The organism is Streptosporangium lutulentum (assembly GCF_030811455.1).
Taxonomy (GTDB): Bacteria; Actinomycetota; Actinomycetes; order Streptosporangiales; family Streptosporangiaceae; genus Streptosporangium; species Streptosporangium lutulentum.
Genome location: NZ_JAUSQU010000001.1, coordinates 5,431,720 through 5,446,543, shown reverse-complemented (window position 1 = coordinate 5,446,543; position 14,824 = coordinate 5,431,720). Strand labels below are relative to the sequence as shown.

Below are 14,824 nucleotides of genomic sequence, written 5' to 3'. Positions count from 1 at the left end.
CGGACGAGGACCTCAGCGGGGCAGCAGCCGACGCAGGAACTCCTCCAGTGGCGCCACGTGCCGGTCGGGGTGGCGCCACTCGGCGAGGAGGTCCTCAAGGAGGTGCAGTTCCTCGGCGAGCACGCCGTTTTCGAACACCCGGACCACCGGGTGGATGAAGGAGCTCTCGGCCGCCCTCGACGGCACCGGATGGCGTTCGACCGCGAACACGTCGGAGTACGGGCCGCTGCCCCAGCGAAGGCCCACGGTGATCACGTTTCCGAAGCGCTCGACCGCGTAGTCCTCGGGCAGATCCTCGTAGCGGTCGACGCCTCCGCCTGCGACCACCAGCGCGTCGACCAGATACTGGCACTGGGTCCACAGGGCCGAGCTCCCGTTGAGCCGGTCGAGGATCGACCCGGTCAGCTCGTCGAGAGGGACGGCGGTGCGCGGCAGCCGTATGCCGTCGTAGCGTTCGGCGAGCAGGCGGTCCATCGTCCGCAGGTTGTAGCGGAAGCCCTCGATGAACGCGGAGGACGCCTGCTTCAGGTCGCGGGCCTGCATCAACGTGCCCGCGAAGTAGAGGTTGTCGAGATTGGCCGACTCCCAGTCCGCCCGCACCGCGGGCAGCTTCTCGCAGGGGGCCATCTTCAGGCCGTCGGCGAACATCTCGGTGTTCATCCGGAAGCCGGTGCAGCGCAGGACCGCGTCGTACTCCAGGGTCGCGGTCTCGCCGTCGGCGTGGCTGTAGGAGATGTCCACGGTGTAGGTCTCGCCGTCGAACGCGATCCGATCGACCGTGCAGTCCAGTACGGCGTGGAGCGTCTTGAACTGGTAGCTGTCGAGCAGCGCGCCGTACATGCCGTGCACGTCCCCGGGGTGCCTGGTGTTCCAGGCGAGCTGGACCGGCCGGGGGCTGGCCAGGTGGATCATCGACGCGTGGCCGAGGAGCTCGTGGGCCGTCTCGAACGCGGAGTTGCCCTTGCCGAGGATCAGCACCCGCTTGCCGCGGAACTGCTCGGGGTCGACACTCATGTCCTCGTATCCCTCGGCGTACTCGATACCGGGGATGCCGGGAATGTTGGGCGAGCCCCACCCGCCCGCCCAGATCAGGCACTCGGCCCGGAGTTCGGGCCCGCCGGTCGTCTCCAGCCGGAACCCGTCCCCTTCCTTGACCACCCGGTCGACCCCGACGCCGAAGGCGATGCGCAGGTCGTGAGTGGTGTGGAAGTCGTGGAGGTAGCGGCGCAGGTCGTCGGGGGAGGGGAAGTAGTCGTCGCTGTACTGCGGGAACAGCAGCGACGGGTCGTCGCTCAGCAGTGAGTTCCAGTCCCAGCGGAGCTGGGTCTCCGGGTCGTCCGACAGGGTGTGCACCTTGTTGAGCGAGATCAGCCTGCGGTGCCGGGGGAACCGGCTGAAGAAGCCTCCGGCGAGACGCTCCCGCTCCACGATCAGATAGTCGGCCCCCCGCGCCTGCAGGAAGTAGCCGATCTGCAGTCCGGCCGGACCCGCGCCGACCACAACGTAACGATGCTCCTGGATCACGGAGAACCTCCTGGGGAAATGCGCGCTTTTTGGAGATACCCACCCACGGCTTTCGGCGATCCGCCTGCGCGCCGAACCTCCCGTCACATCTCGTTGATCCACAAGCCGTGCCCCGTGGAGTCCACGGTAGGGGCCATGAACGAATCCGGGAAGCCGCCAAAGAGATGATCGGTTCCGACTCGGTGACGCCCGGCGAGACCACCGAGACGCGGATGTCGCCGCCGGCCTCCTGCAGCGGTCCTTCGGAGACGGTCCGGGCGGCGCACGGAGAGGTCATTGCCCACCCCTGGACGTGGACTACACATGGGTGTAGCTTCCTTTACGTATGAGTAGTTGGCTATATCTCCGAATAGGCGGGTAGTAGTGACGACAGCCGGACCGGACCCCGAGGACCTCACGGCCCGCGCCCGCATCAGGGACGCCGCGATGCTGCACTTCGGCGAGCACGGGTTCGAGCGGGCCACGATCCGGGAGATCGCCGCGACCGCCGGGGTGTCCTCAGGACTGGTGCGCCATCACTTCGGCTCCAAGCAGGAACTGCGTGAGGCGTGCGACGCCCACCTGGTCAAGATGGTCCGCCGGCTCAACGACCAGGTCCGGGCCGACACCACCTACGCCGACGTGAACTACGTGGCCGCCGCCCGCGCCGCGACAAGGCCGTACCAGCAGTACATGGCCCGAGCCCTGGCCGAGGGGTCGGCCGAACCGCTGTTCGACGAGATGGTCCGGCTGACCGAGGAATGGCTCGCCGAGGCCGATCAGAACCGCCCCGAACCTCCCGACGTCGACCTCCGGACCCGAGCGGCGGTGGGCACCGCGATGGCGCTGGCCGTCGCGGTGCTGAACCGTCAGGTGTCCCGGGTGGTCGGCGTCGACCTGCTCAGCCCCGAGGGAGACCTGCTGCTGTCCCGGGCCCTGATCGACATCTACTCCCACCCGCTGATGAGCCTGGAGGACGCCGCCCTGGTGCGGGCCGCCCTCGACCGGCTCCAGAACACCCCACCCCCGCCCCCGTCCCAGGAGGACCTCGATGACTGACGCCATAGCGGTGGCCGGTCTGGTCAAGACATTCGGCTCGGCCCAGGCCCTTTCCGGCCTGGACCTCAACGTCGGCACCGGCCAGGTGCACGGCTTCCTCGGTCCCAACGGCGCGGGCAAGACGACCACGATCCGGGTGCTGCTCGGCCTGCTGCGGGCCGACGCGGGCCAGGTGAGCGTGCTCGGCGGCGATCCCTGGAAGGACGCGGTGCGGCTGCACCGCCGGCTGGCCTACGTGCCCGGCGACGTGAACCTGTGGCCGAACCTGTCCGGAGGCGAGGCCATCGACCTGTTCGGCGAGCTGCGCGGCGGGCTGGACAAGGCCCGGCGGAAGGAACTGGTGGAGCGTTTCCACCTGGACCCGACCAAGCGCTGCCGCACCTACTCCAAGGGCAACCGGCAGAAGGTGGCGCTGATCGCCGCGTTCGCCTCCAACGTGGAACTCTTCGTTCTGGACGAGCCCACCTCCGGCCTCGACCCTCTGATGGAGGCGGCGTTCGAGCGGACCGTCCGCGAGGTGAGCGGCAACGGCGCGACCGTGCTGCTGTCCAGCCACATCTTCTCCGAGGTGGAGGCGCTCTGCTCGAAGGTCAGCATCATCCGGGACGGGGTCACCGTCGAGTCCGGCACGCTGGCGCAGCTGCGTCACCTGACCCGGACCGCGGTCGACGTGGAGGCGGCCGAGCCGATCACCGGGCTGGACGGGCTGCCCGGCGTCCACGATCTGGTGGCCGACGGCACCAGGTCCCGGTTCGACGTGGACTCGGCGGAGCTGCCCGGTGTGCTGCGCCACCTGGCCGGCTTCGACGTGCGCGCGCTGACGAGCCGGCCGCCGACGCTGGAGGAGCTGTTCATGCGCCACTACGGTGACGCACCCGTGGCCGGGACATCCCGATGAGCGCCTACGCGGGCACCGGCCGGCTGATCCGGCTGGCCGTACGCCGCGACCGCGTCCAGCTGCCGATCTGGATCGCCGGCTCGGCCGCCGTGCTGGCGGCCGGTGTCGCCGCCGTCGTCGACGAGTTCCCCGAGGAGGCGGAACGGGTCGCCGCGCTCCGGGGCGCCGGCGGCAGCGCCGCCGTCCTGCTGATGCGCGGCGCGCCGGTCGGCACCGACCTCGGCGCCACGGTGAACTTCCGCAACTACGCGTTCATGCTGGTGCTGGCCGCGCTGATGAGCACGTTCGCGATGATCCGGCACACCCGCCAGAACGAGGAGACCGGCCGGGCCGAGATGATCGGCGCGGGCGGCGTGGGCCGGCACGCCGGGTTGACCGCCGCGCTGGCCGTGACGTCCGGCGCGAACCTGCTGTTCGGCGCGGCGCTGACCGGCGCCCTGCTGGGCTCCGGCCTGGCGGCGGACGGCGCGCTGGCGTTCGGCGCCGCGTGCGCCGTGACCGGGACGGCCTTCGCCGGGCTCACCGCCGTCGCCGCGCAGCTGTTCCAGAGCGCCCGCACCGCGAACGCCTGCGCCGCCACCGCCGTCGGGGTGGCCTACCTGGTCCGCGGCCTCGGTGACGCACTCGGCGAGCGGGCGCCGGACGGCATCCAGGTGACCGGCACCTGGCTGTCCTGGCTGTCCCCGATCGGCTGGGGCATGCAGGTGCGCCCGTACGGGGAGGAGCGCTGGTGGGTGCTCGCACTGCCGGTCGTGCTGCTCGTCGTCTGCGTGCTGGGCGCCTTCCTCCTGGTCGGCCGCCGGGACCTGGGCGCCGGTCTGATCCCCGACAGGCCGGGACCGGCGACCGGCTCACGCGCTCTGCTCAGCCCGCTCGGGCTGGCCTGGCGGCTGAACCGCGGCCTGACACTCGGCTGGGTGATCGGCAGTGCCGTGTTCGGCGTGGGGGTCGGCTCGCTCGGCAGGACGGTGAACGACGCGATGTCCGGCAACACGGGCGCCTCCAAGCTGATCGGGCAGCTCGCCAACGCGGGTGGCGCCGACCTGGTGGACCTGTTCTTCGCCGCGATGATGAACGTGTTCGGTGTGCTCGCGGCGGGCTTCGTCGTCCAGGCACTGCTGCGGTTGCGCTCCGAGGAGGCCGGCGGGCCGGCCGAGGCGGTGCTGGCCACGGCGGTCGGCCGGGCGCGGTGGGTGGCCTCGCATCTGGCCTGCGCGGTCGGCGGTGCGACGGCGATGCTGGTGCTCGCCGGTGCCGGCGCCGGGATCGCGGACGCCGCCGCGGGTGGTGACACGGGAGTGGTGACGCTGATCGGTGCCGGGCTGGCGCAGTTGCCGGCGGCGCTGGTCCTGGCGGGGTTCGTGGTGCTGGTGTTCGGCGCCCTGCCCCGGCTCGCGGTCACGCTGGCCTGGGCCGGGCTGGCGGTCAGCATCGCCGGCGGCCTGCTCGGGGACGTGCTCGGACTGCCCCAGGCGGTGCGCGACCTGTCGCCTTTCCGTCACGTGCCGTCGATTCCGGCGGTGGACGTCTCAGCCGGGCCGATCGTGGCACTGGTGGTGACGGCGGCGGCGCTGGCGGCGGCGGGAACGGCGCTGTTCCGGCGCCGGGACCTGACGTCCTGACCCGAGCCGGGTCGTCAAATCCTCACCCTGAGGATCTCCCCGGGTGAGGACCCGCCGGCTCAGGCCCGCAGGCGCAGCCCCCGGGGAGTCGGGTGGAACCCGGCCGATTCCAGGGCGGCTCCCAGAGGGGAGTCGTTGATGGCCGTGCCGTCCGCGCGCTCCACGGTGAGCTTGCCGAGGGCACCGTCGCGCACGGCCAGCGCCAGGGCGTCCACGGCGGGCTGGAGGCGATCGCCGTCGACGAAGGAGAGCAGGGTTTTGCCGCCGCGTTCGACGTAGAGCACCAGATGCCCGTCCACGAGCACGACCAGGGATCCCGCCTTCCTTCCCGGTTTGTGGGACACCTCGCCCGGATGGGCGGGCCATGCCAGGGCCGCGCCGTACGGGTTGGCCGGATCGGCCGCCGCCAGCACCACCGCCCGCCGCGTGTCCTCGGCCGGTTTCCGCCCGCTCCACGGGTCGGGCGCGGGCGTCGTGACCTGCGGTGACGTGGAGGTGGCCCGCATGCGGTCGACGGCGCCGGGAAGGGCGAACTGGGCGCCCCCCAGACCTTCGACGAAGTAACCCCGGCGGCACCGGCCGCTCTCCTCGAACGCGCGGAGCACCTGGTAGACGGCGGCGAACCCGCCGGGCAGCCGCTCGGCGGTGACGGCACCCCTGGTCACCACCCCGTGCCGCTCCAGCAGCACCTCGGCCTGGGCGTGCGCCCGCTGGGTGGTGTCGTCCGCCGGGCCGGGCAGCGTCCACCAGCGCCCGCCCACGGTCGGAGGCCCGCTTCGGGTGGGCAGCACCGCCCGTCGTCTGCGCGTGGGGGCCGGGCGGTGCGCGGGACGTCCCGTGCCGAGTGTGGTCCGCAGGGGGGCCAGCGTGTCGCCGGTGATCCGCCCCGCCCACACCAGATCCCACACCGCCGCCGCCAACGGCAGGTCGCCGGTGGCCGCGCCGCTCAGGAGAGAGCCGACCCGGCCCGCCAGCTCACGGAAGAACAGCGCGCCTCCGCCGCCGAGGACCTCCAGGACCGCCTCGTGCACCGGGGTCATGGTGATCTCGGCCGGCTCCGGCATCAGCAGGGGGGCGGTGTCCGCGAAATACAGCGCCACCCAGCCGTCTCCGCCCGGCAGCGATCCCTGCCCCGCCCAGATGACCTCGCCCGAGGACGTCAGCTCGTCCAGCAGGGACGGGTCGTAGCCGGGCACCCGCGAAGGCAGGATCAACGTCTCCAGAGCCGACGCGGGCACCGCCGCACCCTGCAACTGCTCGATCGCGCCCACCAGCGCGTCGATCGGCGGCCTGCCCTTCTGCGGAGAGCCGGTGATGCCGTGCCAGGCGGGGGCGAAGGCCGCCAGGGTCTCGGCGGAGACCGGCTCCACCTCCTTGCGGAGCCTGGCCAGGGACCTGCGGCGCAGCATCCGCAGCACCCCGGCGTCGCACCACTCCTCACCGCGCCCGCCGGGCCGGAACTCGCCGTTCACGACCCGTCCGGAGGCCGCCAGGCGGCGCAACGCGTCGATGACGACCGCGGGGCCCAGCCCGAACCTGGCGGCGGCCGTACTCACGAGGAAGGGGGTGCGCGTGCGGGCGTGCCGGGCGAGGAGGTCGCCGAGCGGGTCCTCCACCGGTTCCAGGAAGACGTGCGGCACCCCCACCGGCAACGGCACGCCGAGCGCGTCACGCAGCCGGGCGGCGTCCTCGATCGCCGCCCACTGCTCCTGCCCGGCCACCCGCACCCTGATCGCCCGGCGGGCGGTCTCCAGCTCGGCCAGCCACGCCGGGTCGCCCTCGCGCAGGCTCACGTCGGCCGCGAGGAGGGGGCCGTGCGAGCGGAGCAGGTCGGCCAGGCCCTCGAGGTCACGAAGCGGCCGGTCCAGCCGGGCCAGCTCACGCTCGGTGTCGGCGATCACGTCGGGGTCGAGCAGCTCACGCAGGTCCGCCTGGCCCAGCAGCTCGGCCAGCAGGCTCGTGTCGAGCGAGAGGGCCTGGGCGCGGCGCTCGGCCAGGGGGGCGTCCCCCTCGTACATGAACGCGCCGATGTAGTCGAACAGCAGTGACGCCGCGAACGGCGACGCCTGGCCGGTCTCGACCTCGACCAGCCGGACCCGCCGCGCGGCGATGTCCCGCATGAGCCGCACCAGCCCCGGCACGTCGAAGACGTCCTGCAGGCACTCGCGCATCGTCTCCAGCACGACGGGGAACGACCCGTAGCGGCCGGCCACGGTGAGCAGATGCGAGGCCCGCTGCCGCTGCTGCCAGAGCGGGGTCCGTTTGCCGGGCGTGCGCCGGGGAAGCAGCAGCGACCGCCCCGCGCACTCCCTGAAGCGCGCCGCGAACAGCGCCGAGCCGCCGAGCTCCTCGGTGACGATCTGCTCGATCTCCTCCGCGTCGAAGACCGCGACATCCGACGGGGGATCGGAAAGCGTGTCGGGGATGCGCAGGACGATCCCGTCGTCGGAGTGGATGGCCTGCACGTCGACGCCGTAGCGCTCCCGCAGCCGCCGCCCGATCGCCAGCGCCCACGGCGCGTGCACTCTCGCGCCGTACGGCGAATGCACCACGACCCGCCAGTCGCCCAGCTCGTCGTGGAACCGCTCGACCAGCAGGGTCCTGTCGTCAGGCACGTATCCGGTGGCCTGCCGCTGCTCCGCCAGATAGGACAGCAGGTTGGCCGCGGCGAACTCGTCCAGCCCCGCCGCCCTGATCCGCTCCAGGGCCCCGTCCCGGGCCGGGCTCTTCCGCTCCGCCGGACGTCCCTTGGAGCCGGGCTTCGTCCCGGATCGCGCATCCGTCGCGGAGCCCCGCCCGTCTTCGGAGTCCTGACCGTTCGCGGAGCCCCGCCCGTCTTCGGAGTCCTGACCGTTCGCGGAGCCCCGCCCGTCTCCGGAGTCCTGACCGTTCGCGGGAACCTGACCGTCTCCGGAGTCCTGACCGTTCGCGGGGGCCTGACCGTCCCCAGGGTTCACGCCGATGCCGGGGGCCGTACCCATCGCGGAGGTCGCGCCTGACGTGAGGTCCGGGCCCGAGGCGAAGGTCGTGCCCGACCCGTCGGCCGCATCCGTCGTGGAGGTCGTGCCGGTCTCCGAACCAGGCTTCGACCCGGAGTTCGTCTCCGCCTTGGAACCGGGCCTGGCCCCGGAGTCCGCGCCCGCCGCGGACATCTCGCGAAGGAACGCGCCGATCGCCCGCCCGAGCTCCGCCGGACGCCCCGCGGTGTCGCCGTGCCAGAACGGCAGCTTGCCCGGTTGCCCGGGGGCGGGGGTGACCAGCACCCGGTCGGCCGTGATCTCCTCGATCCGCCAGGAGGTCGCGCCCAGCACGAACACGTCTCCGGCACGCGACTCGTAGACCATCTCCTCGTCCAGTTCGCCCACCCGGGAGGATTTCTCCCCGACCAGGAACACGCCGAACAGCCCGCGGTCGGGAATCGTGCCGCCGTTGGTGACGGCCAGCCGCTGAGCTCCGGGACGGCCCTGCAGCGTGCCGGTGACCCGGTCCCAGACGATGCGGGGCCTCAGCTCGGCGAACTCCTCGCTCGGATAGCGCCCGGCGAGCATGTCGAGCGTCGCCTCCAGCGCGCTCCTGGGCAGGGCCCGGTACGGTGCGGCGCGCCGTACCACGCTCTCCAGCTCGTCAACCGTCCACTCGTCCAGCGCGGTCATCGCCACGATCTGCTGGGCGAGCACGTCGAGCGGGTTGCGCGGGTAACGGAGGTCTTCGATCTCCCCGCTCCTCATCCGCTCGGCCACCACGGCCGTCTGGACCAGGTCTCCGCGGTATTTGGGGAAGATCACTCCCCGTGAGACGGCTCCCACCTGGTGCCCGGCTCTGCCGATCCGCTGCAGGCCGCTCGCCACGCTCGGCGGCGCCCCCACGCAGGCCACCAGATCCACCGCGCCCATGTCGATGCCGAGCTCCAGACTGGAGGTCGCGACCACGGCGGGCAGCCGCCCCGACTTGAGCGCCTCCTCGATCTGGGACCGCTCCTCCTTCGACACCGATCCGTGGTGGGCTCGCACGATCTCCGGGACCACGCCCTTGGCCGTCCCCGCCTGCGCCATCACCCCCGCCGGGGTGGAGAGGGACGCCGGAGGGCCGGGAAACCCCTGCGCCCAGTGCACCGGCTCCGCCTGCCCGGCCGCCTCCGCCTGCCCTGCGGCCTCTGTTATCTGCCCGCCCGGCCGCGCCCGTCCTGCTTGCCTGGTTGGCTCGATCCGCTCCGGGTCGCCGGTCCGGCGTTCCCAGGCCAGCTCGTTGAGGCGGGTGCACAGCCGCTCGGCCTGCCGCCGGGAGTTGGAGAACACGATCGTCGAACGATGGCCGCCGATCAGATCGAACAGCCGCTCCTCGACGTGCGGCCAGATGGACCGCCGGGCCGGGGGCTCGGCCGGCCAGTGGTCGTCGTCACCGGGCACGGAGGGGGAGGGGGGCATGTCGAGCTCGGTCATGTCCTCGACCGGCACGATCACCTCGACCTCGATCACCTTCTCCGAGGGCGGCTGGACCACGGTCGCCGGGCGGGGGCCGCCGAGGAAGGCGGCCACCTCGCTCACCGGACGCACGGTCGCCGACAGGCCGACGCGCTGTGCGGGCCGGGACAGCAGGGCGTCGAGCCGCTCCAGGCTGAGGGCCAGGTGCGCGCCGCGCTTGGTGGCCGCCACCGCGTGCACCTCGTCGATGATGACCGTCTCCACGCCGCGCAGCGCCTCACGGGCCTGGCTGGTCAACAGCAGGAACAGCGACTCGGGGGTCGTGATGAGGATGTCCGTCGGCTTGGCCGCGAACCGGCGCCGCTCCTCGGGGGAGGTGTCGCCCGACCGGATCGCCACCGAGATGTCCGGCATCGGAAGACCCAGCCTCCGCGCGGTCTGCCTCAGCCCGGCCAGCGGCGCCCGGAGGTTGCGCTCGACGTCCACCGCCAGTGCCTTGAGCGGTGACACGTAGAGCACCCGGCACCGTCGTGGAGGCTCGTCCTTTCCAGAGCGCTTTCGCCCGTCCTTGACGCCCGCGGCGGGCACCTCGCCGGCGGACGCCTGCTCGGAGGCCAGCCGGTCGAGGGACCACAGGAACGCGGCCAGCGTCTTGCCGGACCCGGTGGGCGCGACCACCAGGGTGTTGTCGCCTCTGGCGATCGACGCCCAGGCCCCCTCCTGCGCGGCGGTGGGCGCGGCGAAGGCCCCGGTGAACCAGTCTCTGGTCATCTGGGTGAAGTGGCCGAGCGCCCCGTCGCCGCTCGCCGGTTCACGGCCCGCCTCGCTCATCACGTGCCTCCCCCTGCCGACGTGATCGCCCCATTCGGGTCACGGCTCCATAGTGCATCCCCTCACCGACAGAATCCGTCATCGGCGGCCGGGCCGTAGGAGGTGAGCACCGGCGCCTCCGCGGTGAGACCCGCGGTGAGGGGACGCGGCTTAAGGGATGCAGGGAGAGGATGCGGGGAGAGGACGCGGCTAAGGGATACAGGGAGAGGATGCGGGGAGGGGATGCGGGGCCGTAGCCTCGGAGCGGGCTGCCGCGAGATCACCGCAAGGGCCGTTCCCGGGCCCCTGAGACCGCTGTGAGGTCGTCGTAAGGTCCGCTTCGGAGCTCCTGGATCGCCGGAAGGCCGTCGCAGGTGCCGTTCCGGGCGCCCCAAGACCGCATGAGACCGCATGAGGACGCTGAGGGGGCCGCTCAGGCGCCCCGAGACCGTCGTGGAGAGAGCCGGCGCCCCGGACCAGTTCGGCGAAGGGCGCGGCGAGTGGCGGCCCCGAGGCCAGGGAGACCCGGTGCTACGGCGACCTGGCGTCAACGCGGTCTCCGAGCCCTTCATGCCTCCGGAGGAGGCGGTGACCCGGTCAGGTCCAGCCGCCGGGAGCTCCGGCCGTATCGGCCGGGTCAGCGGGGCCGCCTCGGGGCTGGGTTCCAGTACTGGGCGTTTTCCTTTAAATTTAAATCACCGAGGAGCCCGGGGGCGTCCCGGGGCGGCCACCGGCAGGAGGCCGGCCTTCCCCGGCCTCGGGGCAGAAGCCTTTGACAGACATACGACTGACAGACATACGACGCAGTGAGCGGTGGGCTAACGGTGAGCATCGACTATCAGGCCATCGAGGCGACACGTGAGCGGATCAAGACGGAACACGTGAGAGAGCATCGTCCGCAGAGCAGCGCGAGAGGCTTGCATCACTTCGCCCTGATCTCCTCGGATGTCGAGAAGACGATCGCCTTCTACCAGGATCTTCTGGAGTTCCCCCTCACGGAGATCATCGAAAACCGTGACTACCGGGGTTCCAACCACTTCTTCTTCGACATCGGCAACGGCAACCTGATCGCCTTCTTCGACTTCCCCGGGCTGGACCTCGGCCCCTACAAGGAGGTCCTCGGCGGGCTCCACCACATCGCCATCTCGGTGGACCCGGCGGCCTGGGAGCGACTGCGGGGCAAGCTGGAGGCCGCGGGCGTGCCGCACCAGGTCGAGAGCGGTACCTCGATCTACTTCACGGACCCCGACGGGGCCCGCCTCGAACTGCTCGCCGACCCGCTCGGTGAGATGTACGGCTCCCGCGTTCTCTGACGGCTCGAAGTCTCCGGCCGATCTCCCGGGGGCGGCGGTTCCACCTCCGGCGGCACCCATACTTGAGGTATGCGCCTGTCGGAGTTCTGGAAGCGGATGAAGCTGCACTTCGGCGATCCGTACGCCGAGTCGTGGGCTCGCGACTACGTCATCGCGGACCTGGGCGGCCGGACCGCGAACCAGGCGCTGGCCGACGGCGTCGGGGCCAAGGAGGTCTGGAACGCCGTGTGCGGGGTGACCGACGTCTCGCCCAGGCTCCGCTAGGCCGCTCTTCGCACATCACTCCGTTGACCTGTGATGATCACTCATCGACCCGCGGCGACACGGCATGTGCGAAGAAGCGGGGCTAGGAGTCGGCGCGGAGCAGTTTCCCCACCGAGTCGGCCACGTGCCCGGGATCGTCGGCGCTCTCCTGACCGGCCGGCGACCACAGAAACAGCCAGCCGTCCTTGGCGGGGGTGGCGAAGACGATCGTCTGTCTCCCGCTGCCCGGATGCCACACCCAGAGCACGGGGTCATCGCCTCCGAGCATGCGGCTGACCAGCCCCCGGTCGGGCAGTTCGGCGGCCAGGGACTCAAGATGGGCTAGGCGTTGCTGCGTGAACGCGCTGGGCACTGAGGGCACCTCGGGATCCTTTGCCTTCAGGATCACTCCAGGTCAGCTCGGTGACAACACGTCCGGCGGAATTCCCGGGAATGTCGCCTCCCGGATGGGGTCGGCGGCCTTTCGCGAGGGACTCGCCGGTGTCCGCCGCGCCTGTGGCGGGATTCGCCGCGGGTCCGTGGCCGGGCCGGCACGGCCTGGAGCGCCCCGGAAACCGCGGCCTGTGCTTCCTGGGAACACGTGATGTCATTGGGCCACGATCGAACAGTCGTTCGGCTATATTGAACATGTCTGCGCTCGTGGCGTGCCCCTCCGAAAATGTCGGTGGCACCCCGTAGCTTTCTGGCAACCGATTCAACCCGCAACCCTTCAGGGGGCTCCCATGGCAGCTAACGACCGCGAGAAGGCGCTCGAGACCGCGCTCGCTCAGATCGAGCGGCAGTTCGGCAAGGGCTCCATCATGCGCCTGGGCGACGAGACCCGGGCGCCCATCGAGGTGATCCCCACCGGCTCCATCGCGCTCGACATCGCCCTCGGCATCGGTGGCTTCCCGCGCGGACGCATCGTCGAGGTCTACGGTCCCGAATCCTCGGGCAAGACCACGGTCGCCCTGCACGCGGTGGCCAACGCCCAGCGCGCCGGCGGCATCGCCGCGTTCATCGACGCCGAGCACGCGCTCGACCCCGAATACGCCCAGAAGCTCGGTGTCGACACCGACGCGCTGCTCGTCTCCCAGCCCGACACCGGAGAGCAGGCGCTGGAGATCGCCGACATGCTGATCCGGTCCGGCGCGGTCGACCTGCTGGTCATCGACTCGGTCGCGGCCCTGGTGCCCAAGGCCGAGATCGAGGGCGAGATGGGCGACAGCCACGTCGGTCTCCAGGCCCGGTTGATGTCCCAGGCGCTGCGCAAGGTCGCCGGCGCGCTCAACAACACCGGCACCACCGCGATCTTCATCAACCAGCTCCGCGAGAAGATCGGCGTCATGTTCGGCTCGCCCGAGACCACGACCGGTGGAAAGGCGCTGAAGTTCTACGCCTCGGTTCGTCTCGACATCCGCCGCATCGAGACGTTGAAGGACGGCACCGAGGCGGTCGGCAACCGCACCAGGGTGAAGGTCGTCAAGAACAAGATGGCCCCGCCCTTCCGGGTGGCCGACTTCGACATCCTCTACGGCGTCGGCATCTCCCGCGAGGGCGGCCTGATCGACATGGGTGTCGAGCAGGGCTTCGTCCGCAAGTCCGGCGCCTGGTACACCTACGAGGGCGACCAGCTCGGCCAGGGCAAGGAAAACGCTCGTAACTTCCTGAAGAGCCACCCCGATATGGCCAACGAGATCGAGAAGAAGATCAAGGAGAAGCTCGGCGTCGGCCCCCGAGTCGACAGTCCGGCCACTCCGCCGCCCGCCGCTCCGGCTCCGGTCCCCGCCGCGTCTGGTCGTGGTGCCAAGGCCGCCGCCTCCAAGCCGGTGGAGGTCAAGCCGGGTGACGTCTGATCTGAGCTGATCGACGATGACGGAACCTGACTCCGGTCCGGCTGACGCGGCCGGGCCGAGAGACTGGGGTGCCTGGCCCGACGATCCGGAGGCCGGCGCCTCCGGGGCGAGCAGGCGAAAAGGTGGCCGGTCTCGGCGTTCGCGCAGGGATCAGCCGAGCGCCTGGGAGGGATTCACCGGGGGCAAGGACACGGGCGGAAAACGGTCGCGAGGCGGTTCCCGGGGGCTTGTTCCCGACGGGCCGGTCGAGGGATCTCCGGCGAGCCGAGGGCCCGCCGCCGATCCGGAGGCGGTGGCACGAGGGATCTGCCTGCGACTGCTGACCATGGCGCCGCGCACACGGGCTCAGCTCGCGGAGGCGCTGCGTAAGCGTGAGGTGCCCGAAGAGGCGGCTGAGGCCGTGCTTGAGCGGTTCTCCGAGGTCGGGCTCATCGACGACGAGGCGTTCGCCGCCGCATGGGTGAGCTCGCGCCATGCCGGGCGAGGTCTCGCCCGCAGGGCTCTCGCCTCGGAGCTCCGTCACCGCGGGGTGGACGAAGAGGTCGTGAAGGAAGCGGTGGAGCAGCTCGACTCCGATCAGGAGGCGGAGACCGCCCGCCGCCTGGTGGAGCGCAAGCTCTCGTCGACTCGCGGTCTGGAGCGCGCGGTCAGGACCCGGAGACTGGCCGGCATGCTTGCCAGGAAGGGATACGGACCCGGCCTGGCCTTTAGGGTGATCCGCGAAGCCTTGGAGGACGAGGAGCCGGAAAGTCCTGTTTTTCCTACGGATGTGGACTTCCCGCTCGACTAGCCCAAAGCTGCTTATCAGCGGGTCTTTGCTTGCTCGTTACCTCTCTGACGCTTAATCTCAACGACAGTGAGGAGTTACTCCGCGCAGTGCGGATTGTCATAGCGGTGCATTACGGATGAGCAGGCTTGGCGGTGCGGGCGGGCGCTGGACTGGCGGTACAGCTGGTGCGGAGCGGGTCCTGAGTTGACATCTGTCCTGATGACGCCACCGTCTTGGCTTTCCGTGCCGTGGGTGTGACCCCTCGCGTGCTTGATATCTGCGACGCGAGGAATGTGAGGCGCGTATGGATCCGGTTGTGGTCGTCACATT

General features: G+C 71.1%; 10 protein-coding genes. 7 read left to right on the top strand and 3 right to left on the bottom strand.

The features are described 5' to 3' along the window. Positions 1-12 precede the first annotated feature (12 nt). Positions 13-1,524 carry an NAD(P)-binding domain-containing protein gene (locus J2853_RS24225; protein WP_307561643.1) on the bottom strand — a complete coding sequence of 504 codons (1,512 nt, stop codon included), beginning with the start codon at positions 1,522-1,524 and terminating at the stop codon, positions 13-15. A gap of 363 nt (positions 1,525-1,887) precedes the next feature. Between J2853_RS24225 and J2853_RS24220 the strand changes: the two genes are divergently transcribed. From J2853_RS24220 to J2853_RS24210, 3 genes are read left to right on the top strand one after another with little or no spacing between them, the layout of a single operon-like run. Further along, complete coding sequence (locus J2853_RS24220) at positions 1,888-2,562, top strand: TetR/AcrR family transcriptional regulator (protein ID WP_307561641.1); 675 nt, start codon at positions 1,888-1,890, stop codon at positions 2,560-2,562. After that, the gene (locus tag J2853_RS24215; protein ID WP_307561639.1) at positions 2,555-3,460 is read left to right on the top strand and encodes an ABC transporter ATP-binding protein; all 906 of its coding nucleotides are present in this window, start codon (positions 2,555-2,557) and stop codon (positions 3,458-3,460) included. The genes J2853_RS24220 and J2853_RS24215 overlap by 8 nt, the downstream gene beginning before the upstream one ends. Further along, entirely contained in the window at positions 3,457-5,082 is a 1,626-nt protein-coding gene (locus J2853_RS24210) for an ABC transporter permease (RefSeq protein ID WP_307561637.1), read from the top strand. Before J2853_RS24215 ends, J2853_RS24210 begins: the two co-directional genes overlap by 4 nt. Before the next feature lie 59 nt (positions 5,083-5,141). Here the strand turns inward: J2853_RS24210 and J2853_RS24205 are convergent, their stop codons facing one another. Then, positions 5,142-10,334, bottom strand: coding sequence for an Lhr family helicase (locus tag J2853_RS24205; RefSeq protein ID WP_370879325.1), 5,193 nt, complete (start codon positions 10,332-10,334; stop codon positions 5,142-5,144). 803 nt (positions 10,335-11,137) lie between these two features. Between J2853_RS24205 and J2853_RS24200 the strand changes: the two genes are divergently transcribed. Continuing rightward, positions 11,138-11,626 carry a VOC family protein gene (locus J2853_RS24200; protein WP_307561635.1) on the top strand — a complete coding sequence of 163 codons (489 nt, stop codon included), beginning with the start codon at positions 11,138-11,140 and terminating at the stop codon, positions 11,624-11,626. 69 nt (positions 11,627-11,695) lie between these two features. Beyond that, positions 11,696-11,890: a DUF3046 domain-containing protein gene (locus tag J2853_RS24195; protein WP_307561633.1), complete on the top strand. Its 195-nt coding sequence runs from the start codon at positions 11,696-11,698 to the stop codon at positions 11,888-11,890. A gap of 82 nt (positions 11,891-11,972) precedes the next feature. Here the strand turns inward: J2853_RS24195 and J2853_RS24190 are convergent, their stop codons facing one another. Further along, positions 11,973-12,251 carry a hypothetical protein gene (locus J2853_RS24190; protein WP_307561632.1) on the bottom strand — a complete coding sequence of 93 codons (279 nt, stop codon included), beginning with the start codon at positions 12,249-12,251 and terminating at the stop codon, positions 11,973-11,975. A gap of 361 nt (positions 12,252-12,612) precedes the next feature. Here J2853_RS24190 and recA point away from each other — a divergent pair, with 361 nt between their 5' ends. Continuing rightward, entirely contained in the window at positions 12,613-13,725 is a 1,113-nt protein-coding gene (gene recA / locus J2853_RS24185; RefSeq protein ID WP_370879323.1) for a recombinase RecA, read from the top strand. Between the two features lie 16 nt (positions 13,726-13,741). Further along, on the top strand, positions 13,742-14,515 hold the full coding sequence (gene recX / locus J2853_RS24180) for a recombination regulator RecX (protein ID WP_307561630.1): 774 nt from the start codon (positions 13,742-13,744) through the stop codon (positions 14,513-14,515). Positions 14,516-14,824: the final 309 nt, after the last annotated feature.